The following is a 23,482-nucleotide window of genomic DNA, read 5'->3' on the forward strand; positions in this document are numbered from 1 at the left end:
TCAGCCCCGCACTATGTCCTGCCGCATCGGCGAGAGGAGCGTATTTATCCTCGGGCCATCCGGCTTAAATCACCGAAGTATCCGATCAGAAAGAAAAATGCCAGTCAGCTTAACTGACTGGCATTAGCCCCGCAGGGCCCTCATTTGAACTCAAACTGACTCAGGACAGCCAGGATTCAACGGTGTCGGAACCGAACTCGCTTTTCCACTCTTTCAATGTTTTGTGGTTGCCGCCTTTGGTTTCTACGACTTCGCCAGTGTGTGGGTTCTTGTAGATCTTGACTTGGCGCGGCTTGCGGGTGCCTGCCTTGGACTCAGCGGCAGCTGGTGCGCGGCGAGAGGCCTGCGGATCCAGGAGTGCGATTACGTTGCGAAGGCTGTAGCCGTATTCAGCAAGCAAGGCGCGCAGTTTGGTCTCAAAAGCGACTTCCTGTTTTAGGCCTTCATCGCCTTTCATCGCTTCCAAAGCGGCTAGTTGCTCGGCAAGATGTTTTTCGAGTTGACGGTATTCGGCAAGACGGGACATTTGATTCTCCAAATCAGGTTTTTGCCAGTATAGGTGAACAGCTCTAGCATGCCCATCCTGGGTGACTTTGGTTATAAAAGTCTTTACGATCAGGCCGCCGAAGGCATCACTTAGCCATCATGCGTACTAGATCGTCAAAGGGAATTAATTTTTTGAACAAAGTAAGCGTTTTCGCAGCAGCAGCTCTCTCCGTGACACTACTCAGTGGCTGTGCAGCCGCCAAAAAGGTCACATCTGGCCTGGACTACAGCACTGGGACTTATGTGACACAGCAGCAGGTTGACTCATTCCAGAAAGGCAAAACACGTCAGGCTGACGTGATCGCTGCAATTGGCAATCCGCCGCAGAAAGCAGAAATCATGGGTAAGGAAGTATGGACTTACACCTACACCCTGATCCCCGCACTGCCATTCCAGCCGAATAAGTTTGAGAACACTGTAGTTGAATTCGACAAAAAAGGTGTTGTGGTAAATGCCTACAAAACTGGCGGCACCCCTGGCCAAAGCGGCAATCCACTGATCAACGCTGCCGGCATGTAAGATCGAGAGGGCCTACGCAAGGCCCTCTTTTGTTTGGCTAAGAATTACTTCCTACTAAAACCAACTCCGTCGACAACCGATCCGTGTTATCCGCAAGACTGAAATCATTACGCAGGATGCCCCGACGCTTCACTTCATGCAATAAGTCCTCTTGCGACAGGTCGCCCAGAGACCACGTCACTACGTCACTACGTCACTACGTCACTACGTCACCGTAGCGCAGGAACACGCGGACACGAGACACTTCCTTCTCACCCCATTGGCCGTGAGCAACAACTCCTTTCTCTTGGATACGGATCTCGATCAGACGGTCATCTTCGTCGAGCCTATAGCCCAAGATGTTGTCGCCGCTCAGGTGATAAGCATATGACCGGCCACCATCAACAGCTGCATCCATTGCGATGAAGGAGAGTCGTTCCACAGGGCATCTTCGAACGTGGTGGAGCATAGGCCGGTAAGACTCGTACCTTTGCCGTCGACGGCTTTGACGTACTCGTCAGCTAAATCCTGGTGCATTTCGCTTTTGACCACGATAGGCTTAGTGAACGGCTTCGATGCCAAGTTCTTGGCAGTCCTATCTAAATAGTGGTGAGAAAAGATCGAAGTAGTCGACGGCGGTAAGAGTCTGGAGATTCTCAAGGTTCTCTCGGCAGGCATTTAACCTTTTGGCCATTCAACAGCAATTATCGAAGTAGTTAAAATATTTAAGTTGGGTATATTAGTGCGCCTTCCATAGCGCTTGAATTCAGATGTAACGATTCATCTGAGCGAGTGAATCCGTGGTAATCACGTAGAAGAAGTTCTTTTTTCCGTCAACATCTTTGGTGCGTTCGCGCCGTTTTACGTTAAGTCCGAACTGCGCAAATATCTTTGTGATATCAGCTTTCTTGGCCTGATCACTCTTAGCTGATCCAATTCTGATACCGGAGCTGATGACGTCGGAGCGAATTGCGTTGAGCTTCTCGAAGAGCGCCACGCTGTCATCTCCAGCCCAGTCATTCGTTTCGCTCATGATTTGTACCGCAGGCTTGAGCAAGGACAGGACTTTCGGAGCACTCGACTCGACGTACTCGTCGCAGTGGAAGTGATGATGGAGCTTCCGATACTTCACAATTTTTGCTTCACCCTCACCGCCCCCCCAGAGCCTGGCATCCGCTTTGTTGAAGTCGCTAACCTTCATCACAGCAACAGCCTGCCCACCGACTGCTTGCAGGTGTTCTTCCTCGTTTGCAGAACCGGACTCCACAACGCCTCGGATCAACGCCTCATTGCCTTTGGCGCTATTGATGAGCTTGGTTGCGATCTCGTTTTTAACTGCTTTCCTGGCCTGGCCATCAGCTCGTGAGCCAGCCTCGGCCTGTACTTCGTTGTGCTCAAGAACTTCGAGGTTGAAGCCACGGGCGATCAGACTGGCTGGGAGCGTGTTTCTAATGTTGTCGCGCATCCAGGCTTCTTGAGAACGATGCGTGTACTCCAAGCACTGAAACTCGCTGAGCTTTACGTTTGCAAAGGCTACGGATCGGATCTTGTCCTTTGCTGCGTCATCAATGGTTAATCCAGCCAGGAGCTCCTCCAGCCTCGCTTCATCGTTTTTGAAAGCCAGTTCGACAGCTTCCAGTTTGTTGTACTGCGGCTGCTTGATCCCGACCACGAATGTTTCGGCAGTCCTGTCCCTGCGTAGCATCTGAATGGCGTCACCCGGCACGATCTGGCCTTGAAAAATACCGAAGTGCGACTTGAAGTGGCCTGACGTAATCGACAGCGCAGATGTGATGACCGGGCTGTAGATAACGACTCTATGCAAATCTGAGTTGGGATTCGCAATGAACGCCGCCTGCTCCGGCCAGCGCGCATTGTCAGCAGTGATCACCAGTGCCTTGGGGCCGCAATTTTTTTCGATTGCCTTAGCCAGTGCCATGGCTTCTTTGACTACGTCACAAGCGATCAACACGGTAGTAGCCGCAAGCTCAGTAATCTCATTCGCCGGATCAGCTTTTCTGCCAGTCGCGGCCTCTACGGCAAGGGCGCGGACATGATTGATGTCACCGGTACGGACTGTAATTTTCGAGTGGTCAGCGGCCTTCCTGAAAAGCCTGCATTCACCCAGCATCGTCACGCAGCGGCTGTCGATGTCCGCATCGCTAAAAATCACGTTAACGGTGTTTTTGACGACAAAATTCAGGGTGTCCCATACGGCCTGGCGGTTTTTAACTTCGCCACCGAGGACGTGACTGATGACCTGCGAGGCTTCGTCGATCACAACGAGATCTACGGCTCTAATGAAGCGCCTGTACCTGAGGTTCGAGAGCGAGTTGACGACGATCTTCAAGCCCTTGGCATTTTCCAGGTCGTCGGGTTGATCACACTCGTCGTAGCTAACGATGCCTTCCATGTTTGCCGCGTTTTTGTTGATCGAACGGCGGTGAGAGATCACCAAGACTTTTTTGCCCGCATCGAGATAGTGCTGGATGACTGGGTTGTTGATCTTGGACGTTTTGCCGTCGCCTGTAGGTAGGCTCACAGCGAACTTGCCGCCTTCTTGCAGGATGATCGCTGTGATCGCTTCGGGGCTCTCTGCCGACTCGCCAGGAGCTGTGAGAAGGTTTGTCTTCGCGTTCATCTGCTCATTCATCAGAGCTAGCTTGCGATTGATCAGGTTGTAGCAAGCTTCCGGTGCGCGGCCAGTGGCCATGGCCAGGACGTTTGCCCTCTCTTCGAGCTTGCCGCTTACGAAAGCATCACGGGCGATCTCGAAGGCAGCGCTGTCGAAGGCCTTGTCGCTTCCGTCGTTTGTAACGATGAGCAGAGCGATGGACAGCTTCGACATGCTGTAGATGCATTTAGTGATCTGGCCCTGGGCTTCGCTATGGAGTCCGGATGCGGTCTTGTAAGCGACAGACACGGCGCGGAGGACATTGCCGTCGACTGATACTAAGCGAGTAACGTTGGCGTACTCTTTAAGCTCAAGCGCCTTGTCCAGGGATTGTTCGTTGTTGTCGATAATAATTACTTTGCGCTCGGCTTCTACCTTGGCGCCTGTTGATTTAACTGCATTCATATCAATTACCTTCTTTGATGTTTTCAGAGCTCTCACCGCCCCGATGTATCCAGTATTAAAAATGAGCAACTACTGAATCAATGCCAAACCAAATAAATAGGCAAATTAAATAAGTTACCTATACATAGCCTCAATCAAACGACCTAAGAAAACGTCCTTCTGAACCAAATGTTTTAGCGGCCCAAGCACTGCCCTGGTAGTAGTGGGGGTAGCTCATTTTTTTTCTTCTTAATAGAGAGTCTGGTAGTGGGGGTAGCTCCAGGCCGGGGGTGACGGGCCACATCTTTGGCTTAGGAAGACTTCTTGTAAATACGCCTCAGCTCAACTTGCCACTTGAAAGCCCAGAAGCACGAAACTCATCGCTTCGACCTATATACATCACGCTGCTCAGCTCTCGATTGCTCTCTACTAATTAGCGAAGCCCAAATACTTTAGAAAAGTGTTGCGCGAAGGTTTGCTCATTTTTAATACTGGATACATCGTGGCGGTGAGAGCCCTAAAAGTAAAGAAGGCAACCAATATGACAATCAAGTATTCGACACAAAAATCAGCCGCGACAGGCTATGTAACCACTCAAACAACGGACTCCCTGAAATCCCTGTTCAAGGCACATTTTGAACTCCCAACAGTTTTGGTCGAGAAAACGAATGCCAAGACGTTCGTGCCGGCCACGTTTAGATTGCCCACGCGCAACGACTCCAACGTGATCTCCTCGTCAGTCATCATTTTCGATATCGACCAGAAGCTCGGTATGGGTTATGACGACGACATGGTTGCTCTGGAGGAAGTGGAAGATGCCCTACTCGATCTGAACCTTGAGCACTTCGTGTACACCAGCCATAGCCATACGCTTGCCGCGCCGCGCTTTCGGATTGTGATCGCACCTTCGAGGCCAGTTTTCCCCGAAGAGCACAACGCTATCTGTGCGGCAATGCTTGAGGCCCTGGACGACTTCATTGATGGGCGCCTACTTCGGGCAATTGATCCTTGCTGGAGAACGCTGTCTCAGTGCTATTACGTCTATACAGCACATCCAGAGCGTAAAGACCACGCAATCAGCTTTTACAATCCTGGCAATCCAGCTGACGTCGACGACTTTAAGCTTCACCAGTCTATGTATGGCTTAGAAGTCGAATACAAACCAGGCGCGCCTCGTAAGGTAACAGGTCAAACAGGTGCTCGTGGGAGGTCATATGAACTGAATCGAATCATCGGAGGAATGATCACATCCTCAAGCCAGGATGAGATCGCAAAGCGGATTTTTGAAGTAGATAACATCGACCATGCCGGTAATGAATACTTCCGCGACATGCAATACCCAAGAAACCGTCCACGCCTTGGTGAGTCACAAGAAGCGGCAGCATGGCGCTCGTGCCAAATCTTCGCTAAGTCTCACATCAACTCGCTTAAAAGAAAGTTTAGGAAACAAGGCGACATTAAGATCGTCAATAAAAAAGCAGAGTCCGCAGAGGCTATGCCAACCCATGACGCAATGATCCAGTTCAGGTCATTCAACACTAAGCCAACGAAGAGTGGAGGTGAAACGATCCTGATGGAACTGCAAGTAATGTCGGGCGAACACGCAGGTCGTCACTTCTGGCATAGAGTTTATGGAAATGGTAATAGCGAGATGGCCATCACGATCAGCAACTCTGTTATCTCGAAGATCTCGAAAGCCACAAACATTGAAATGAAAGCACTCCAGGATGTTATGAAGGCAAGTGGCAAAACAGTAATGGCACGCATCAAACATAAACCTGGCACCAACGGCTTCAAAGCCCAAAACGAAATAGGCGACCTGCATCTCAATACAATGTAAATTTGATAACAAAAAGCAGCCAACCACGAACACTTATATAATTACTATGTTATAATTAGTTGTGTTCAGGGTTTACCTCCTTTTTCCCTTAGCACCAAGCCTGGACGGTCTCTCTCGCTACCCCGTCCGGGCTTTTTCATGCCCATCTAAGAGTATGCTCTTGACATACCCATAAGTTCATGATCCTCGCACCTTGACGACCCCCTTCCAAACATTTAACGTAAATTGACAGATCGGCCAGCCCCCCTGATCTGCATGACCAATTTCGCTAAAAGGAAAGCTGTATGAGTGATTACATCCGCGCTGAAGAAGCTGCTACGATCCTTGGTGTTTCTGCGGAAACCCTGCGATTCTGGCGATATGCAGGGAAGCATATTGATAAGATTCCAGCGCATAAGCACATCAGTCGAAGAGTGTTTTACAAACGTGCGGACGTAGTGCGTTTTTCTGAGACGATGTATTGCCCTGCGTGACGACACCAGCTCCCAAATATTGACCCGATACACCTAGAGCACGACGCTCGCCTGAGGCCCTGGCATGACGCCCGAGGCACTCCCAAAAACCTGGCCCAGCGACCGGGTTTTTTATCGTCTGCAGAAAGCTAAAAGGTGTTGCTTGGGAGCTGCAAACCGGCAATAAAAATAATTTTGGGGAAAGTGAAAATAATTCGGCGAGAGCTTAGCTGCGTAGTCAAAAGCTGCCGAGAGATGTCCCGTTTTTGAGCCCCGGCTCCCAAAAAGCTACCAAGGCTAAAATATCAGCCTGGATATGGAGAGCAGAATACTGACGGAGGAGTGGCTGAGGCCTAGTGTTTGCGGGGTGTAGAGAGTGTATCGAAGAAAAGCGGAGGATCTGACGGGGTGTTGACAGTCAGATGCTTTTAAGTCCCATGCGTCTACCAGTTTCGCCATTCGGGCGGTAGCGCGGTGAAGCGGTCTGAATACTGCCATGTAACAACCTGGCCGTTCTGACGCTTATGCAGCAGAGGTGGAAATATATACATCCCTCCCCCGTGAAGCAAGTTCGCATATGGCCTTTTCAAGACTAAATCTTGCAGGGCTGCGAAAATAAAAAAGCTCCGTAGATCAAGGATCTACGGAGCTCGTTTAAAGTGGAGGCCGAGGTCGGAATCGAACCGGCGTAGGTGGATTTGCAATCCACTGCATAACCATTTTGCTACTCGGCCTCAAACATCTGATGTCAGTAGCACGACACCAAACGCATACAAACGCTGAGCTTCGAGAGTTAATTGAATCATTCTCTAACTCATTGAAAACATTGAGCTTTTTCAGCCGTCAGTGCTTTCGATGGCGTGAATTATGTACTGATTTCCCGAGGCTGGCAACCCCTTGATTTCAAAAAAAATTCTGCCCGGTTGATCGCGCCCGGTTTCACGCTACGTCACGTTCGCGATTCAGAATTTCCCACCCAATGGATATTCCACCGCCAGGCGAATCTGGTTGGCATCCAGTTCCGCCTGGGCCGCGTTCCCCCGGTGCACGGCATGGCGCAAGGTGAACGCGAGGTTTTTCGCCGCGCCGGATTGCACCACGTATTTGGCCTGTAGATCGCGCTCCCAGTGTTTGCCGCCCTGCCCGTAACCCAGCCATTTGTAACCGCCGTTCGGGTCCATGTGGCTGCCGTCGATGCCGCTGCCGCGAACATACAGAGCGCCGAAGGTTAGACCGGGGATGCCGTAGCCAGCCAGGTTCAGGTCGTAGCGCGCCTGCCAGGACGCCTCTTGCGGCGCGTTGAAGTCGGACAGAGCCACGGCGTTACTCAAGTAGATCGCGCCGCGAGTGACGTAGTCGTAGGGCGTGTCGCCGTCGACTTTCTGATAGCCCAGGCCGAAGCTGTGGGAACCGGCCTTGTAGGTCGTCAGAAAACTCCAGGTGGTGTTGTCGATCCGGCCGGACAAGGCTTTGCCAGTGTCCTGGGTGCGATACAGATTGAGGTCGAAGGTCAGGTCCTGGCCGTCCGCTATCGGCTGGGTGTAGACCGCACCCAGGTAATGCTGACGCCAAGTGTCGGCATAGACCGCGCTGAACAGGCTGGCATTGAGCCCTTTGACAGCGGTGTTGCGCACCCCCACCAGATCGAAGCTGTCTCCCTGCTTGCCGTTGGAATAATTGACCACGAATCCTTGGTCATGACTGGTAGCGTTGCGGTCGGTGCTTTCGTTGAAATGTCCGCCGTACAGGGTGGTGGCGGGCAGTTCGCGGCTGGTCAGCAGCCAACCGGTGGCGGTTTCCGGCAGCAGGCGGCTGTCGGATGAGCCGAACACCGGGGTTTTCACCCGTTGCTCGCCGTAACGCAGTTCGGTGGAAGAAAAACGCAGTTTGGCCACGGCACCACCGCGACTGAATTCATCCTTGGGGTGACCGTCGTTGTCCACGCCGAGCAACCGCGCCTTGCCGGCCCGCCCGCCTCCGCTGTCCAGTTTCCAGCCGGAATACACATGGGCGTCGAGGCCAAAACCCACGGTGCCACGAGTGTAGCCGGAGGTGAAATCGGCCATCAGGCCGTAGGCCCATTCCTCGGCGAGGTCGCTACGTTGGGCGCGGGGTTTGTAGGCATTGCGTGCGCCGTTGCTCAGCGCGCCGTGTTCATAGTCGCGGCGGTCGTAGACGCTACGGTTGAGCAGGCTCCACTGGCTGTCTTCGACAAAGCCTTTGGCGTTGTCTTGTTCCGAAGCCAGGGCGAGCAAGGACTGCCCACCCAATGCCAATAGCAGGGTGTGTGTCGATAGGGTTTTCACAGGGCAACTCCACAGCATTCGGGGTCTGCAAGGTGTCCCGCCAAACGGGGGACACCATTGGGCAACTCAGAGGTATTTGAGGATCGCGATGTCGCGACGGCGCTGTTTGAGGCTGGCGAACCAGCGCGTCGGGAAGAACAGCAACACGCCGAGGATCACGCTCCACAGCCACACCGTGGGAAGGTTGTCGAAACCGTAATACGCGCCCTGATTGGCACCCCAAATCGCGACAGCCACCAGGTACATGGCTTTGAGCACGTATAGGTGCAGCAAATAGAAAAACATCGGCGCCCCACCGTAGATCGCCAGTGTCGCGGTGGACCAACGATCCTGCAGCTTCTCGAACAACGCCAGCAACAGCAGCCCGAGACCAAGGGTCGGCATCAGGAACATCAGCGACGGCGGATACTTTTTCGCGCTCATGAAGCTCATGAAGGTGCGCAACGAATCACCGGTCTGCACCCACGGCTTCTCGCCGTAGACGTTCAAGTAACGGATGAACACGAACGCCACCAGCAGACCGGCGCCGAGTTTGACCAAGCGGGAAATCCGCTCGGCCGGTTCCATGTCCTTGCCGAACCACGGCCCGATCCCCCAGCCCAGCAGAATCACACCAATCCACGGCAGTACCGGATAGGTCGTGCGCGCCCGGGTGAACTCGGTGATGTCGATAAACACCTTCTGATGCAGGATTGACCATGGCACATAGAACGGTGATTCCGGCCCGACGACGACGTTATCGAACAGGTTGTGCCCGGCGACGATGACCAGCCCCAGCACAATCAGCCAGCTGCGTTTGAAGTGCAGCAACCCGGCGAGCACGATCATGCAGATGCCGATGCACCAGATCACTTGCAGCCACAGGGTCTTGGGCGGGAACTCGGCGTTCCAGGCAAAACAGACGAAGGTGATCTCCAGAAACACCAGGAAGAATCCACGTTTGAGCAGGAACACCGAGGTTTCGCTGGCGGTGTGTTTCTGGCTGTAGAGCCAGGCCGACAGGCCGGTGAGGAAGATGAACACCGGGGCACAGATTTCGCTGAGCATGCGGGTGAAGTACAGGTCCGGCGTGACGCTCAAGGCGTCGATAGGGTCGGTGACCTGACGGTGCAGCAGAAAGGTTTCGCGCACGTGGTCGATCAGCATCAGCAGCATGACGAAACCACGCAGGGCATCGATCGCCAGCATCCGGGTGTTGGCTTTTACAGCGGGGGTGGCCAGCGCAGCGGAAACACTTCCCGCCTGCCCGGCCAATCCTGAAGATTGGGACATAGTGGTGACTCCTGTGGGGGCGGTGGATCAGGCCTGTTTCTTCAACCGGGCGACTTCGGAGGCCGGCAGCTGCGACGGTGCCCGCGGCAATGGCGGCTTGCCCTGGGCCCGATAGAACGACAGCGTCGAGCTGAAGCTCTTCAGGTCGTATGGCTCAGTCTTGCCTTGCGGACTGACCCGTTCACCCGGGGTGCGGTCCTTGTATTCGACGGCCACCACATACGTGCCCTGCCAGGGCAACTCGAAGCTGACTTTGCCCGCCGCATCGGTGCGCTGGGTGAAGACTTCACCGGAACCGGTTTCCAGCATAACGTCCTGACCCGCCAGCGGTTTTTGCGAATAGTACACTTGGAATTGCGCCTTGTTGCCATCGACGAGGCCGGTCGGCACGATGTCCAGGGTCAGTTCCGGGGTTCGGGCACGCAAATCGCCGACCCAACGGGTCGCTGGCGTCCAATACGTTTTCAGGGACTTGTCGGCTTCATGCAGGTCGAAGATCGGATAATGCGGATCTTGGGCGAGAAGCGAGTCATCGCCCGCCGCATGATGGGCTACCGAAAAAGCCTGGCGCTGCAAGGTCAGATTCAATGGTTTCGAATTGTTGCCAATCGACCAAGCCTTGAGTTGCTGGAACCGATCCATCCCGCCCGGCGTGACTTCCAGTATGTTCTTGTCATATTCCCCGTAGTACAACGCCAAGGGTTGCCCCGGTGGCTGTTCGTACCAGATCTGATGCGCCTCGCTGCTGCCAGCCAGCAGGAAGGCGCCGTAACCCAACAGTGCTTTTGCGTTGCTCATTCGCATTTTTTTGGCTCCGATTGGTGTTTTTCAGCGATTCGCAAAAGCTGCCTGGAAACCAGCGACTTCACAAACCGCGCCCCTCTCTCTGTACGCATTACAGCGCAGAGACTTTTGCGCTTTTCTCTGAAATCAGCGCATGCAGGGCCATCGGTGACTGTTTTTGTGGGGGGAAACAGCGGTTTATGCGGCTTGCGCCAGGATGAGGCGGGTTGCGGAGATCCAGCGGGGGAATGTCCAAACGCGGTGCATCAATACCCTGTGGCGAGGGGGCTTGCCCCCGTTGAGTTGCGAAGCGACTCCAAACGGCGACGGCTGCGCAGCCGAACGGGGGCAAGCCCCCTCGCCACAGGTTTGTATTGGGGGAGGTTTCAGTGCCGCAACAGCTTGCGCAGCGGCACGCCGTCCTTGAGCACGGGAGATTTGATCACGATATAGCTGAAGTACTTGGAGATGCCGATGTTCTTGTCCAGCAGACTTTCGATCACTTCCTGATAGTGCTGGATGCTGCGGGTCATGAAGCGCACCAGGTAGTCGTAGCCACCGCTGATCAAGTGGCATTCGAGCACTTCATCCACCAGGCGAATGTTGGACTCGAACTTGGCGAAGTCTTCGCGCTTGTGGTCGCTCAGGGTGATTTCGGTGAAGACGGTCACCGAATCGGTGATTTTCGCCAGGTTCAGGTGCGCCTTGTAGCTGGAAATATACCCGGCCGATTCCAGCCGCTTGACCCGTTGCAGGCAAGGGCTGGCCGACAACCCCACAGCATCGGCGAGGCTGACGTTGGTCATGCGCCCGTCCTTTTGCAGCTCGACCAAAATGCTGATGTCGATCCGGTCCAGTTTGACTAAACCTTCCATTGCGTACCTCGTGACTGCCGTTTGTAAGACAATCTTCTAGCAAAATCAGCGCCGTAAAGACAGCTGATGCTGAGCCACCAGATCCGCCATGCTGTTGATGCAGTAATCCGCTGCGCACGGTGTCGGGTGTTTGGCCCGGCCACGGCAGATCAAGCACACATCGCTGCTCGTCTGAGTACTGGCTGAAGGTCGGGTCACTTGCAGGATTTCGCCGGGTTTAAGCGCGTTCGCCAGCAGCCAATCCGGGTCCTGCAACGGGTCGCTGGCCAGCGAGACGAAATCGTCGGCCATGATCCCCAACCGCTCGCAGAGTAACCCGCGATCCTCGGCATCCCGATCCCCCTGCACCAGCAGGCGATAGAACTTGCGCAGGTACAACATCGCCCCCGGCGCGTCCTCGAACAGCGACCAGCTCGCCACCGAACGGGCGAAGCTCATGCCCTCCTCCCAACTGGCTTTCAAGCCCCAGCGCTCGGCCAACTGGCGATGGGCGAAACACAGCAGTCCACTGAAGCCTAGCTCACCGAAGCGCGGATACAGTGCGCGCACCACCTCGCTGTATTCGCCCAGCACCTGTTCCTTATCCGGGTGCCCGCCCCGGCTGTCGAGCAGCGGTTGCAACGCCGCCCAGACCCCCGAGTCGCGGTCGACCAGGACTTCATCGCAATCGATGAGCAGCGCTCGATAATCAGTCAGCCCCATGGTGTGCAAAGCCTCCGATGATGCATTTCATCCATCCATGCTCCATAAACGCTCACGGACGATGCCTTGCAGCATCGCCACGAGCTGACTGGAGCTCAGTTCAAGACGCGTGCCAAAGCGGCTTCGAGAATCTGCAGCGCTTCGTCGACCTGTGCTTCGGTGGCCACGAGCGGTGCGAGGAAGCGCAACACGTTGCGGTACACACCGCACTTGATCACCAGCAAACCGCCCTTGCGCGCCTCGTCGATCAGCCGCTGATTCAGGTCTGCGTCCGGGGTGCGGGCTTCGTCGTGCTTGATCAGCTCGATGGCGAGCATGAACCCGGTGCCGCGCACGTCGCCGATTTGTGGGTGACGGGCTTGCAAGCGCAGCAGTCCCTGGCGCAGACGCTCGCCCAAGGCTTCGCCCCGCGCCAGCAGCTGTTCTTCCTCGAAGGCATCGATGACCGCCAGTGCTGCCGCGCAAGACAACGCATTGCCGCCATAGGTGCCGCCGAGGCCACCGGGCAACGGTGCATCCATGATCCCGGCCTTGCCGACCACACCCGACAGCGGCAGGCCACCGGCCAGGCTCTTGGCGACCGTCACCAGGTCAGGCTGGATGCCGGCGTGCTGGAAACCGAACCACTTGCCGGTGCGGCCGAAGCCGGTCTGGATTTCATCCAGAATCAGCACAATGCCGTGCTTCTCAGTCAGTACGCGCAGGCCCTTGAGGAACTCGACAGGTGCCGAAAGGAAACCGCCGTCGCCTTGCACGGGTTCGATAATGATCGCGGCGACCCGCTCTGGCGCAACTTGGGTTGCGAGCAATTCGTCCAGCGCCTTGAGCGCCATGTCGCTGGTAACCCCGCGATAAGCATTCGGATACGGCGTGTGAAACACCTCCGGCGCGAACGGCCCGAAGTTCTGCTTGTACGGTTGGCTCATGCCGGTCAGCGTGGTGCCAAGCAAGGTACGACCGTGGAAGCCACCGCGAAAGGCAATCACTGCCGAACGATTGGTGTGCGCCCGGGCGATCTTCACCGCGTTCTCCACGGCCTCGGCGCCGGAGGTGAAAAACGCCGCTTTATAAGCTTCTTTACCGCCGATCATTTCGCACAGGCGCTGGGCCAGATCCAGATAAGGTTGGTAGGCCACCACCTGGAAACAGGCGTGGGAAACCTTCTGCAATTGCGCCTGCACCGCCGCAACCACTTTGGGATGGTTGTGACCGATGTTCAACACACCGATGCCGCCGACAAAATCCAGGTAACGCTTGCCGTCCACGTCCCACAACTCGGCACCTTGGGCGCGATCGATCACCAACGGGTGAGCGGTAACCAGGCCACGCGGCACGAATTGATCGCGCTGACGGAGCAAATGAGGGGTGTCGTCGACTTTGCTATTCATGGCATTTCCCATCGTGAGTCCGGCAACCGGGAGGTGGTTGCGATGCTGTCCAGATTAAGGCTTGGGCGAAACGAACTACGCCGAACTTGGCCCCTGAGAAATTCGGATCGACTGTTTTCACCCTGCCAAACGGCAGATTCCTTCAGCCCGCCGAATCTGCCGCCGCTTCACCGATACAACATGACGCAAGCCGTTTAACCCGGCCCTTTCGACAGATCCTGCGCTGGCGTTGGGCGATGATGAAAGTACCTTTACCCATTCAGGAATTGCCCATGGCCCTGCTTTATAAAGCTGACCCTGTGCGCGGCGAACAGTGGCAAGCGCTGTTCGCCGAACACGCCCCGGATATCGAATGGCGCGCCTGGCCGGACATAGGCGATCCGTCCGAGATTGAATACCTGGCTGCATGGCAGGCGCCGGATGATTTGGAGGCTTTGCTCCCGAATCTGAAGGTGCTGTTTGCGCTGTCTGCCGGGGTCGATCAACTGGATCTCAGTCGTTTGCCTGAAAGTTTGCCGGTGGTGCGTTTGCTCGATCCGGGCATCACCCGTGGCATGTGTGAGTACGCCAGTTTTGCCGTGCTGAGCCTGCATCGCGACATGCTGCGTTATCGGCAGCAGCAGATGGCGCGGTGTTGGCAGGCGCATCTGCTGCAACCGGCGAGCAAACGTCGGGTGGGTGTGATGGGACTGGGTGCGCAAGCGCAGCAGATTCTGGCGACATTGCAGCCGTTGGGGTTTGCGCTGAAGGGTTGGGCGCGCAGTGCGCATCAGGTGGCGGGCGTGGATTGCTTTGCCGGCCGCGAGCAACTGCCGGCGTTTCTCAGTCAGTGCGATATTTTGTTGTGCGTGTTGCCGCTGACTGAACAGACCGAGGGGATTCTAGATCGTGAATTATTCCGCCAACTGCCTCATGGAGCGGCGCTGATCAACATGGGTCGTGGCGGGCATCTGGTGGAAGGTGATCTGCTGCAAGCGTTGGACAGTGGGCAACTCAGTGGCGCGGTGCTGGATGTGCTGCAGGAAGAACCGGCGCCGGCGGATCATCCGTTCTGGGTGCATCCGCAGATTTTGCTGACGCCGCATATTGCCGCGATGACCCAGCCGGAGAGTGCGTTTGGGGTGTTGCTGGAGAATATTCGGCGGTTTGAGCGGGGGGCGCCGATGGTGGGCCAGATCGACCGCACCCAGGGTTATTAGAGGTAGATAGATCGTTCCCACGCTCCGCGTGGGAACGATCATTCAAAGGCGCTCGGCGATGGCTTTGCCGACGTCTTGGGTCGAGCCCTTCCCGCCCAGATCCGGTGTGATCGGCCCATCGGCAATCACACGTTCGATGGCTTGCAGAATTCCATCGTGGGCCGCGCGATAGCGCTCGTCGCCATTGCCGAGGAAGTCGAGCATCAACGCCCCGGACCAGATCATCGCAATCGGGTTGGCGATGTTCTGCCCATAGATATCCGGCGCCGAGCCATGCACCGGCTCAAACAGCGACGGAAAGCGCCGCTCCGGATCAAGGTTGGCCGAAGGCGCAATCCCGATAGTCCCGGCACACGCCGGCCCCAGGTCGGAAAGAATGTCGCCAAACAGATTCGACGCCACCACCACATCAAACCGATCCGGTTGCAGCACAAACCGCGCGCACAGAATGTCGATGTGCTGCTTGTCCCAGGTGATCTGCGGGTAGTTCGCCGCCATCAACGCCGTGCGCTCGTCCCAGTACGGCATGCTGATGGAAATTCCGTTGGATTTGGTCGCTGCCGTGAGCCGTTTGCGCGGCCGGGTCTGGGCCAGTTCGAAGGCGAATTTAAGAATCCGGTCGACGCCACGGCGGGTGAACACCGACTCTTGCAGCACGAACTCATGTTCGGTGCCTTCGAACATTTTGCCGCCGACCGATGAATACTCGCCCTCGGTGTTCTCGCGAATCACCACGAAATCGATGTCTCCCGGCTTGCGTCCGGCCAACGGGCACGGCACACCCGGAAACAGCCGCACCGGGCGGATGTTTACGTATTGATCGAAGTCGCGGCGGAATTTCAGCAGCGAGCCCCACAGGGAAATGTGGTCCGGCACCTTGTCCGGCCAGCCCACGGCGCCGAAGTAGATCGCATCAAAACCCTTGAGCTGTTCGAACCAGTCGTCGGGCATCATCTGCCCGTGTTCCAGGTAGTAATCGCAGTGCGCCCAGTCGAGCACTTCGATGTGCACATCGAGCTGCCATTTCTTCGCCGCCTGCTCCAGCACCCGCAGGCCTTCCGGCAGCACTTCCTTGCCAATACCATCGCCGGCAATCGCGGCGATTCTGAATGTCTTGCTCATCAATCGTGCCTCCCCAGTGTCTGTGAATTACAGCCCGCCGATGTGGAAGGCTTTGACTTCAAGGTATTCATCCAGACCGTATTTGCTGCCTTCGCGGCCCAGGCCCGATTGCTTGATACCGCCGAACGGCGCGACTTCCATGGAAATGATCCCGGTGTTGAGGCCGACCATGCCGAACTCCAGCGCCTCGCCAAAACGCCATGAGCGGCGCAGGTCCTGGGTGAAATAGTAGGCGCCCAGACCGTAAGGCGTGGCATTGGCCAGCGCGAGGGCTTCGGCCTCAGAGGTAAAACGCATCAATGGCGCGACCGGGCCGAAGGTTTCTTCGTTGGCCAGCAGCATCCCGGCGTGGGTATCGCCGAGCACCGTGGGCTGCACGAACTGGTTGTCGCCCTCGGGAATACCGCCACAGAGCAGTGTCGCGCCCTGGCTCAGGGCATCGTCGATGTGTCGGGCGACTTTGTTGACCGCTGCCGGATTGATCAGCGGGCCAATGGTGACGTCAGCGTCGAGGCCGTTGCCGACCTTGAGCTTGCCGACCTCCTCCACCAAACGTTGGGCAAAGCGTTCATAGATGCCGTCCTGCACCAGAATCCGGTTGGCGCAGACGCAGGTTTGCCCGGCGTTACGGAATTTGCTGAGCATGATCCCGGCTACGGCCTGCTCCAGGTCTGCATCGTCGAAGACAATGAATGGCGCGTTGCCACCCAGCTCCAGGCTCAAGCGCTTGATGTGCTCGGCGCTCTGGCGCATCAGCAAGCGGCCGACAGCGGTTGATCCGGTGAAGGAAATCTTGCGCACGGTCGGGTTGCTGGTCAGCTCTTCACCGATGCCGGCGGGCATACCGGTCAGCACGTTGAAGACACCGGGCGGAATACCCACTCGCTCCGCCAGTACTGCCAGAGCGAGGGCCGAGAGCGGCGTCAGGTCCGAGGGCTTGACGATGATCGGGCAACCCGCCGCCAATGCCGGTGCGCATTTTCGGGTGATCATCGCGTTGGGGAAGTTCCACGGGGTGATCGCGGCGCAGACGCCCACCGGTTGTTTGAGCGTCAGCAATCGGCGGTCGCCACTGGGGGCCGGCATGGTTTCGCCGTAGACCCGCCGGGCTTCTTCAGCGAACCATTTGACGAAACCGGCACCGTAGCGGATTTCACCTTTGGCCTCGTTCAGCGGCTTGCCCTGTTCACAAGTCATGATCAGCGCCAGGTCGTCGAGGTTGTCGATCATGGCCTGATACCAACGCTCCAGCAGCGCCGCACGTTCCGCCGCCGGACGTGCGCGCCAGGCTGGCCAGGCTTTGTTGGCGGCCTCGATGGCGCGCCGGGTTTGCGCGCCTTGCATGGCCGGGACGCGGGCGAGTAATTGGCCGCTGGCGGGGTCGATGACGTCCAGGGTTGCGGCGTTGTCGGCGCCGATCCACTGCCCGTCTACATAAGCGAGTTCTGCCAACAGGCTGGGGTCTTTCAAACGATTCTTGAGCATGGTCGAGTCCTGATCCGAGACATGCTCAAGTCTATGGCGGTGTGGCGGCGCAGGATGCTGAAAGCGATTTGAGGACAGTGTCGGATGCTGAAATTGGCGGTGGAACGGCAGATGATCGTTCCCACGCGCAGCGTGGGAATGATGATCACAACTTCAGGGAACCGAGCAAACCTTCCAAAAACCGCTCCCCGGCCTCCATCTGGCTGATCTCGATAAATTCGTCCGGCTTGTGCGCCTGTTCAATCGAGCCGGGTCCGCAGACCACCACCGGCACATCCAGACGTTGCTTGAACAAACCGCCTTCAGTGCCGAACGACACCTTGGCGGTGCCGGTATCCGGTGCAGCGAAGTTTTTAAGAAAACGCACCGCTTCAACACTCGGATGGGTATCGAGGCCGGGATAGACGTTGAGGGTTTCAATCTCGATCGCCGCCACGCTCGACAACAACCGCGCCTCGCGCACGATCAGTTCGGCGCGTTCCTGCATCTGCTCCAGGAACTGATCCAGATTGTCCGCTGGCAGATTGCGCACTTCGAAGTCCAGGGTGCAGAGGTTCGGCACGATGTTCAGCGCCCGGCCGCCGCCAATCTGCCCGACATGCACGGTGCTGTAAGGCACGTCGTAGTCGGCATCCTGGGCGCCCTGCTCTTGCAGTTGCTGCTGGCTCTGTCGCAGCGCCGCGATGAAATCGCAGGCGACGTGGATCGCATTGACCGAGCGCGGCGCCAAGGACGAATGCGCCTCCAGGCCCCGGCAATAGGTGCGATACGAGCCCTTGCCCTTGTGCCCGAGCACGAACTGCATGTTGGTCGGTTCGCCGATCAGGCACAAAAACGGCCGCACCGGCGTCAGGTGCAGCACGTCGAGCAAGCGGCGCACGCCGACACAACCGGTCTCTTCGTCATGGGATAGCGCCAGTTGCAGCGGTCGGCTCAGGGAATGGTCGGCGGCGTCGAGCATCGCGTCGATGGCCAGGGCGATGAAGCCTTTCATGTCGCAACTGCCGCGCCCGTAGATCTTGCCGTCCTGCACCGTCGCCTGGAACGGTGGCACAGTCCAGGCCTGCCCCGCCGCCGGCACCACGTCGGTATGCCCGGATAGCAGAATCCCCGGCAGCTCTTTCGGGCCGGTGCTGGCGAACAGGTTGGCTTTCTTGCCGGTTTCATCCTTGACGATCAGCGACTCAATGCCCTTGCTCAGCAGCAGGTCGCGCACGTATTCAATGAGGGCCATGTTCGACTCCGAAGAGACGGTGTCGAAGGCCATCAGGCGTTTGAGAATGTCCAGTACACGGGGTTTCATGAGGCCTTGCTCCGTTGCTCGGCTAAATGGGCGAACCGACGGATAGAGAACGGCTCAATCGAAGTGCTGGTGCTGCCGGTGCTGATCAGTTCTGCCATGACATCGCCGACGCCGGGGCCGAGTTGGAAGCCATGGCCGCAGAAGCCGAACGCGTAGAACAAGCCATCGACCGTACCGCTCGGGCCCATGATCGGCAAGGAATCCGGCAGATAACCTTCGATGCCACTCCAGACGCGGATGATGTTGAGGTTGCCGACACCCGGCAGCAGACGGCGCATTTGATCCATCTGGTTGAGGATGCTGCGCGGCTCGACATAGGCCCGGCGATTGAGCATGTCCGGTTTGCTGCGATAGCCGCCGCCGATAACGATGTTGCCCCGGGGGATCTGGCGGAAGTAGATCACTTCTTCTGGGATCTTGGTGTAGACGCCGATCACCGTCGGCAAGGCGTAGGGCACCGGTTCGGTCACGGCCATTTGCGGGCCGTGGGTGTCCAGCGGCACCGGTTCGCCGAATTGTTGGGACAGCTTCTGCCCCCAGGCTCCAGCGGTAATCAATAGTTGTGCGGCGCTGAACTGGCGACCGTCGGTGGTGGTGACGCTGAACTCGCCCCCCACCTTCTGCACCTCGGCCACTTCAGTCTGTTCCTCGATCTGCGCGCCGAGTCGCCGTGCCGCGCGGGCAAATGCCGGGGCGGCCAGACGCGGATTCGCGTGGCCATCGTGAGGCGCGTAAGAGCCGCCCTTCACATCCGGCCCCAGAAACGGGAAACGCTGGCGCAACTCGGCGCCGCGATAAATTTTCAGGTCCAATTGCGCGGCTTCGGGAGCAGCGGCATAGGCCTCAAGCTCGGCAATTTCATCTTCGCGATAACACACACGCATGTGCCCGCTGGCGATGAATTCCAGGTCATCGTCGATCAATTCCGGCAAGCGCTTCCACAACGCCCAGGAGCGATTCGCCAATTCCAGTTGCCCGAGATAACGCCCCTGACGCCGGACGTTGCCGAAGTTCACGCCGCTGGCGTACTGACCAATCTGGTCGCGCTCCAGCAGGATCACTGACTGCCCGCGCTTGCGCAGGAAAAACGCCGCCGCCGAGCCCATCAGGCCGCCACCGACAATCACCACATCGGCTTTCTGTACGGTCATGGCGACACCTCCTCGGTGAGCATCGAAAGCGGTTTGACCGGTGCTTGTCCGCGTTGACGGCCGACCTGTTGCACGCTGACACCTGCCGCTGCCGCGATCACTTCAGCCCCGGCCTGGGAGCAATAACGACCCTGGCAGCGACCCATGCCGACCCGGCTGAAGGCCTTGGCCCGATTGACTTCGCAGGCGCCCTTCTCGCTGACGACCGCACGTAACTCACCGGCGCTGATCATCTCGCAACGACAGACGATGGCGGTGTCGGGCAAGGCTTTGGCTTGTTCGGCAGGCCAGGGAAAGGCCTGGGCCAGGCCGAGGCGGAACTGGTCCATCACCGCCAACGCCTGGCGTGTTTCGTCGCGTAATCCGGCGTTCACTGGCTGGTGCAGGTCTTCCAGCAGCGCCATGGCCACCAGGCGACCGGCGTGTTCAGCGGCATCCGCGCCGCGAATCTTCGAACCGTCACCGGCGGCGTAGACACCGCTGACCGAGGTCCGGCCTTCCTCATCCACCGCCAGCCACCATTGGCCGGACGCTTCGTCGAAGCGCATGCGGCAACCGGCCAGGTCCGCCAGTTGGGTTTCCGGGCGCAGGTGATACCCCAGCGCCACGGCATCGCATTCCACATTCAACGTTTCACCTTTTGCGGTTCGCACGCGCACGGCGCTTACGCCGCTGCTCGCGTCGCCAAGTACTTGCAAGGGCTGAATACCCGAGTGCACCGGAATCTTTGCCCGATACAACTGCGCCAACAGTTTCATTCCAGTGAACAACAATCCGGGACGTGCCAACAGTTTCGGCAAGGCACCGATGTGCTTGCTCAGCGGCGACGTATCGAGCACCCCCGCCACGTTCGCACCGGCCTTCACATACTGGCTGGCGACCAGATACAGCAACGGCCCGCTGCCCATAAACACCACGCGATGACCAATGGAAACCGCCTGGGACTTGAGCGCAATCTGCGCCCCACCGAGGCTGTAGGTGCCTGCCAACTGCCAGCCTTCAATCGGCATCAAGCGGTCAGTGGCGCCGGTGCAGAGGATCAGCGCGTCGTAATCCACCGTCGTGTGCTTGCCCTGCTTGACGCAGCACAACTGCCCCGGCGTCAGGTTCCACACCAGCGTGTCCGGGCGGTAATCAATAGCACCGCGCAGTCGATCAAAACTGTCGTGCAGGTCCCGGGCCTTATGCGCTTCGGTGCCATACAGCGTGGCGTAATTACGGGTAAACCCTTGCGGCTGTCGACGATAAATCTGCCCGCCATCCCGGCGATTTTCATCGATCAAAATCGGTTTGAAACCCGCCGCCAGCAACGTCTCGGCACAGCGAATACCCGCCGGCCCGGCGCCAACGATGACTATCCGTGCAGTGGCCATATCGCCTCCGGTTGTGTGGTGACGATGTCCAGGCCTTCGCGGACTTCATTCGAACAGGCGCGCAGACGCTCGCCGCTGCGGGTCCAGACCCAGCAATCCTGGCACGCGCCCATCAGGCAAAACCCGGCGCGCCGGCCGGAATCGAACTCCGATTGGCGCAACGCGTTGCCCTGGGTCAGCAACGCCACCATCAAGGTGTCGCCCTGCAACGCCTCGATGGCGGCGCCGTCCACCTTCAAGCTGACGGTCGGCCGGCCCTGCTCGGCCAGCCTCACAAAACGCCCCTTCATGCATAGGCTCCCTGGCTCATGGTGATCAAGTCCTGCTGGGTTTTCAGCAGTTCGGCGCTGTCGTGGTGGCAGAGGATTTCACTGCCACCGTCGATGATCCGGCGGTTTGGCGCGGTGCGATTGCACAAGCCATCAACCCGCACCGGGCAACGGCTGAGGAAAGTGCAGAGTTCCGGCACATTGGCTTTAGGGCCAATTGGCGGCAGTTCGCCGCAAGTGGTGCCGCAGTTTTCCAGCCAGCCTTGACGCAACTCCGGCACCGAGTGAATCAACAAATCGGTGTACGGATGGAACGGTGCCTGGGCAAACGATTGCCGAGTGCCGGCCTGGATCTTGTGGCCGCTGTACATCACCACAATGTCGTCGCACAGCGCCCGCACCGTGGAGATGTCGTGGCTGATAAACAGATAGGAAACCCCCAGCTCCTGGCGCAGGTCACGTAGCAGTTCGAGAATCGCCGCCCCCACCACCGTGTCCAGCGCCGAGGTCACTTCATCGCAGAGGATCAGATCCGGTTTGGCCGCCAAGGCACGGGCCAGGTTGACCCGTTGCTTTTGCCCGCCGGACAGTTCATTCGGCCGACGTTCGGCCATGGTTCGGGGCAAGCGCACCAGGTCCAGCAACTCGCCGATACGCTCGCGCAACGCAGCGCCCTTGAGGCCGAAATACATCTTCAACGGCCGGCTGAGAATGGTGCTGACGCTGTGCATCGGGTTGAGCGCGGTGTCGGCGTTCTGGAACACCATCTGGATGCGGCGGAACTGTTCGTCGGTGCGCTCGGAAAGGCTGCCGCCCAGCGGCTGACCATCGAAGGTCAGTCCGCCCAACGCCGGGGTCAGCAATCCCGCCACCACCCGCGCCAGAGTCGATTTGCCAGAACCCGACTCACCAATCACGCCGATGGCCTGGCCCCGGCGCACGGTCAGGTCGATGTCTTCCAGCACGCGGATCGCCGGCATGCCTTGCATGTTCTTGTTGCCATAACCGGCGGTCAGGCCCTGGATGGTCAGCAACGGCGTATCTTCCGCCACGCCGCAGGGTGGGCGAATCGTCGTGTCGGGCCGCGCGGCGGCCAGCAGGCTGCGGGTGTATTCGTGGGCCGGGCCTTTGAGCAGCGGCGCGGTGGCGCTTTGCTCGAAGATCTGGCCACCGTTGAGCACGACGATTTGATCGGCCATTTGCGCCACTACGGCGAGATCATGGGACACGTAGACCGCCGTCGCCCCACGCTCCCGGACCACGCGTTTAAAGGCGCGAAGCACGTCGATCTGGGTGGTGACATCAAGGGCGGTGGTCGGTTCGTCGAGCACCACCAGCAATGGATCGCTGATCAGCGCCATGGCCGCCATCACCCGTTGCAGTTGCCCGCCGGAAACTTGGTGCGGGTATCGCTGGCCAATGCGGTCCGGGTCCGGCAAGGCCAGGTCGCGAAACAGTTCAATGGCTTTGGCTTCGAGCACCGCACGGCTGCCGAGGCCGTGGATCAACGCGCCCTCCACCACTTGATCGATCAATTTCTTCGCCGGGTTGAACGCCGCCGCCGCGCTTTGCGCGATGTACGACACCCGGTTGCCGCGCAGGCCCTGCAATTCCTTTTCGCTGAGTGCCAGCATGTCGTGCTCGCCCACCTGCACCACGCCGCCGGACAACCGGCAACCGCGCCGCGCATAGCCCAGCAGTGCCAGGGCGATGGTGGTCTTGCCGGAGCCGGACTCGCCGATCAACGCCAGCACTTCACCTTTTTCCAGGGCGAAGCTCACGCCCTTGACAATTTCCACCTCACCACGCTCGCCACAGGCGACTACGCGCAGGTCTTCAACTCGAATCAATTCACTCATT

Annotated in this window: 20 protein-coding genes and 1 tRNA gene; 4 read left to right on the forward strand and 17 right to left on the reverse strand. The window is 58.0% G+C overall.

Features of this window, described 5'->3' with window-relative positions:
- Nucleotides 1–160: 160 nt before the first annotated feature.
- Complete coding sequence (locus FQ192_RS26555) at nt 161–526, reverse strand: histone-like nucleoid-structuring protein, MvaT/MvaU family (RefSeq protein ID WP_020294765.1); 366 nt, start codon at nt 524–526, stop codon at nt 161–163.
- Between the two features lie 152 nt (nt 527–678).
- Between FQ192_RS26555 and FQ192_RS26560 the strand changes: the two genes are divergently transcribed.
- On the forward strand, nt 679–1,065 hold the full coding sequence (locus FQ192_RS26560; RefSeq protein ID WP_178129249.1) for an outer membrane protein assembly factor BamE: 387 nt from the start codon (nt 679–681) through the stop codon (nt 1,063–1,065).
- Nucleotides 1,066–1,261: 196 nt separating this feature from the next.
- Here the strand turns inward: FQ192_RS26560 and FQ192_RS26565 are convergent, their stop codons facing one another.
- Both FQ192_RS26565 and FQ192_RS26570 read right to left on the reverse strand, forming a co-directional pair.
- Nucleotides 1,262–1,486 (reverse strand): hypothetical protein, encoded by a 225-nt coding sequence (locus tag FQ192_RS26565; protein WP_146199015.1) that lies wholly within the window; start codon nt 1,484–1,486, stop codon nt 1,262–1,264.
- Between the two features lie 324 nt (nt 1,487–1,810).
- The gene (locus tag FQ192_RS26570) at nt 1,811–4,123 is read right to left on the reverse strand and encodes a DEAD/DEAH box helicase (protein ID WP_109522326.1); all 2,313 of its coding nucleotides are present in this window, start codon (nt 4,121–4,123) and stop codon (nt 1,811–1,813) included.
- A 520-nt stretch (nt 4,124–4,643) separates the two neighbouring features.
- On the opposite strand from FQ192_RS26570, the gene FQ192_RS26575 reads away from it, so the two are divergent.
- On the forward strand, nt 4,644–5,942 hold the full coding sequence (locus FQ192_RS26575) for a DUF669 domain-containing protein (RefSeq protein ID WP_109522312.1): 1,299 nt from the start codon (nt 4,644–4,646) through the stop codon (nt 5,940–5,942).
- 284 nt (nt 5,943–6,226) lie between these two features.
- Complete coding sequence (locus FQ192_RS26580; protein ID WP_109522313.1) at nt 6,227–6,415, forward strand: helix-turn-helix domain-containing protein; 189 nt, start codon at nt 6,227–6,229, stop codon at nt 6,413–6,415.
- Between the two features lie 639 nt (nt 6,416–7,054).
- On the opposite strand, the gene FQ192_RS26585 is transcribed toward FQ192_RS26580, so the two are convergent.
- The 7 genes from FQ192_RS26585 to gabT all read right to left on the reverse strand — a co-directional run bounded on the left by FQ192_RS26585 (nt 7,055) and on the right by gabT (nt 13,720).
- Nucleotides 7,055–7,128, reverse strand: a tRNA-Cys gene (locus tag FQ192_RS26585).
- A 228-nt stretch (nt 7,129–7,356) separates the two neighbouring features.
- Nucleotides 7,357–8,700: an OprD family porin gene (locus FQ192_RS26590; protein ID WP_149661182.1), complete on the reverse strand. Its 1,344-nt coding sequence runs from the start codon at nt 8,698–8,700 to the stop codon at nt 7,357–7,359.
- Nucleotides 8,701–8,766: 66 nt separating this feature from the next.
- Nucleotides 8,767–9,972 (reverse strand): DUF1624 domain-containing protein, encoded by a 1,206-nt coding sequence (locus tag FQ192_RS26595; RefSeq protein WP_149661183.1) that lies wholly within the window; start codon nt 9,970–9,972, stop codon nt 8,767–8,769.
- A gap of 27 nt (nt 9,973–9,999) precedes the next feature.
- A complete protein-coding gene (locus FQ192_RS26600) occupies nt 10,000–10,770 on the reverse strand; it encodes a DUF4198 domain-containing protein (RefSeq protein ID WP_256672378.1) in 771 nt (256 codons plus the stop codon).
- Between the two features lie 371 nt (nt 10,771–11,141).
- The gene (locus FQ192_RS26605; protein WP_008055821.1) at nt 11,142–11,630 is read right to left on the reverse strand and encodes an Lrp/AsnC family transcriptional regulator; all 489 of its coding nucleotides are present in this window, start codon (nt 11,628–11,630) and stop codon (nt 11,142–11,144) included.
- 45 nt (nt 11,631–11,675) lie between these two features.
- Complete coding sequence (locus tag FQ192_RS26610; RefSeq protein WP_149661185.1) at nt 11,676–12,332, reverse strand: 2-haloalkanoic acid dehalogenase; 657 nt, start codon at nt 12,330–12,332, stop codon at nt 11,676–11,678.
- A gap of 95 nt (nt 12,333–12,427) precedes the next feature.
- A complete protein-coding gene (gabT, locus tag FQ192_RS26615) occupies nt 12,428–13,720 on the reverse strand; it encodes a 4-aminobutyrate--2-oxoglutarate transaminase (protein ID WP_149661186.1) in 1,293 nt (430 codons plus the stop codon).
- 272 nt (nt 13,721–13,992) lie between these two features.
- Between gabT and FQ192_RS26620 the strand changes: the two genes are divergently transcribed.
- On the forward strand, nt 13,993–14,919 hold the full coding sequence (locus tag FQ192_RS26620; protein ID WP_149661187.1) for a glyoxylate/hydroxypyruvate reductase A: 927 nt from the start codon (nt 13,993–13,995) through the stop codon (nt 14,917–14,919).
- Between the two features lie 42 nt (nt 14,920–14,961).
- Here FQ192_RS26620 and FQ192_RS26625 read toward each other — a convergent pair whose 3' ends face one another.
- The 7 genes from FQ192_RS26625 to FQ192_RS26655 all read right to left on the reverse strand — a co-directional run bounded on the left by FQ192_RS26625 (nt 14,962) and on the right by FQ192_RS26655 (nt 23,481).
- Nucleotides 14,962–16,041, reverse strand: a complete 1,080-nt coding sequence (locus tag FQ192_RS26625) for a tartrate dehydrogenase (RefSeq protein ID WP_149661188.1) — start codon at nt 16,039–16,041, stop codon at nt 14,962–14,964.
- A 27-nt stretch (nt 16,042–16,068) separates the two neighbouring features.
- The gene (locus FQ192_RS26630) at nt 16,069–17,526 is read right to left on the reverse strand and encodes an NAD-dependent succinate-semialdehyde dehydrogenase (RefSeq protein ID WP_149661189.1); all 1,458 of its coding nucleotides are present in this window, start codon (nt 17,524–17,526) and stop codon (nt 16,069–16,071) included.
- A gap of 145 nt (nt 17,527–17,671) precedes the next feature.
- Complete coding sequence (argE, locus tag FQ192_RS26635; protein ID WP_149661190.1) at nt 17,672–18,829, reverse strand: acetylornithine deacetylase; 1,158 nt, start codon at nt 18,827–18,829, stop codon at nt 17,672–17,674.
- On the reverse strand, nt 18,826–19,980 hold the full coding sequence (locus FQ192_RS26640; RefSeq protein WP_149661191.1) for an FAD-binding oxidoreductase: 1,155 nt from the start codon (nt 19,978–19,980) through the stop codon (nt 18,826–18,828). Before FQ192_RS26640 ends, argE begins: the two co-directional genes overlap by 4 nt.
- On the reverse strand, nt 19,977–21,353 hold the full coding sequence (locus tag FQ192_RS26645) for an NAD(P)/FAD-dependent oxidoreductase (RefSeq protein WP_149661192.1): 1,377 nt from the start codon (nt 21,351–21,353) through the stop codon (nt 19,977–19,979). Before FQ192_RS26645 ends, FQ192_RS26640 begins: the two co-directional genes overlap by 4 nt.
- Nucleotides 21,335–21,643, reverse strand: coding sequence for a (2Fe-2S)-binding protein (locus tag FQ192_RS26650; RefSeq protein ID WP_149661193.1), 309 nt, complete (start codon nt 21,641–21,643; stop codon nt 21,335–21,337). Before FQ192_RS26650 ends, FQ192_RS26645 begins: the two co-directional genes overlap by 19 nt.
- Nucleotides 21,640–23,481 (reverse strand): ABC transporter ATP-binding protein, encoded by a 1,842-nt coding sequence (locus FQ192_RS26655; RefSeq protein WP_149661194.1) that lies wholly within the window; start codon nt 23,479–23,481, stop codon nt 21,640–21,642. Before FQ192_RS26655 ends, FQ192_RS26650 begins: the two co-directional genes overlap by 4 nt.
- Between the last annotated feature and the right edge of the window lies 1 nt (nt 23,482).

This window comes from Pseudomonas sp. ANT_J12, assembly GCF_008370045.1.
In the GTDB taxonomy this organism is placed as follows: Bacteria; Pseudomonadota; Gammaproteobacteria; order Pseudomonadales; family Pseudomonadaceae; genus Aquipseudomonas.

Excerpts from the sequence above, each read along its gene's own strand:
- FQ192_RS26625 (WP_149661188.1), bottom strand. The coding sequence starts at position 16,041 with ATGAGCAAGACATTCAGAATCGCCGCGATTGCCGGCGATGGTATTGGC.
- FQ192_RS26650 (WP_149661193.1), bottom strand. The coding sequence starts at position 21,643 with ATGAAGGGGCGTTTTGTGAGGCTGGCCGAGCAGGGCCGGCCGACCGTC.
- FQ192_RS26640 (WP_149661191.1), bottom strand. The coding sequence starts at position 19,980 with ATGACCGTACAGAAAGCCGATGTGGTGATTGTCGGTGGCGGCCTGATG.
- FQ192_RS26600 (WP_256672378.1), bottom strand. The coding sequence starts at position 10,770 with ATGAGCAACGCAAAAGCACTGTTGGGTTACGGCGCCTTCCTGCTGGCT.
- FQ192_RS26570 (WP_109522326.1), bottom strand. The coding sequence starts at position 4,123 with ATGAATGCAGTTAAATCAACAGGCGCCAAGGTAGAAGCCGAGCGCAAA.
- FQ192_RS26580 (WP_109522313.1), top strand. The coding sequence starts at position 6,227 with ATGAGTGATTACATCCGCGCTGAAGAAGCTGCTACGATCCTTGGTGTT.
- FQ192_RS26555 (WP_020294765.1), bottom strand. The coding sequence starts at position 526 with ATGTCCCGTCTTGCCGAATACCGTCAACTCGAAAAACATCTTGCCGAG.
- FQ192_RS26575 (WP_109522312.1), top strand. The coding sequence starts at position 4,644 with ATGACAATCAAGTATTCGACACAAAAATCAGCCGCGACAGGCTATGTA.
- FQ192_RS26645 (WP_149661192.1), bottom strand. The coding sequence starts at position 21,353 with ATGGCCACTGCACGGATAGTCATCGTTGGCGCCGGGCCGGCGGGTATT.
- FQ192_RS26605 (WP_008055821.1), bottom strand. The coding sequence starts at position 11,630 with ATGGAAGGTTTAGTCAAACTGGACCGGATCGACATCAGCATTTTGGTC.
- argE (WP_149661190.1), bottom strand. The coding sequence starts at position 18,829 with ATGAAACCCCGTGTACTGGACATTCTCAAACGCCTGATGGCCTTCGAC.
- FQ192_RS26595 (WP_149661183.1), bottom strand. The coding sequence starts at position 9,972 with ATGTCCCAATCTTCAGGATTGGCCGGGCAGGCGGGAAGTGTTTCCGCT.
- FQ192_RS26655 (WP_149661194.1), bottom strand. The coding sequence starts at position 23,481 with ATGAGTGAATTGATTCGAGTTGAAGACCTGCGCGTAGTCGCCTGTGGC.
- FQ192_RS26620 (WP_149661187.1), top strand. The coding sequence starts at position 13,993 with ATGGCCCTGCTTTATAAAGCTGACCCTGTGCGCGGCGAACAGTGGCAA.
- gabT (WP_149661186.1), bottom strand. The coding sequence starts at position 13,720 with ATGAATAGCAAAGTCGACGACACCCCTCATTTGCTCCGTCAGCGCGAT.
- FQ192_RS26630 (WP_149661189.1), bottom strand. The coding sequence starts at position 17,526 with ATGCTCAAGAATCGTTTGAAAGACCCCAGCCTGTTGGCAGAACTCGCT.
- FQ192_RS26610 (WP_149661185.1), bottom strand. The coding sequence starts at position 12,332 with ATGGGGCTGACTGATTATCGAGCGCTGCTCATCGATTGCGATGAAGTC.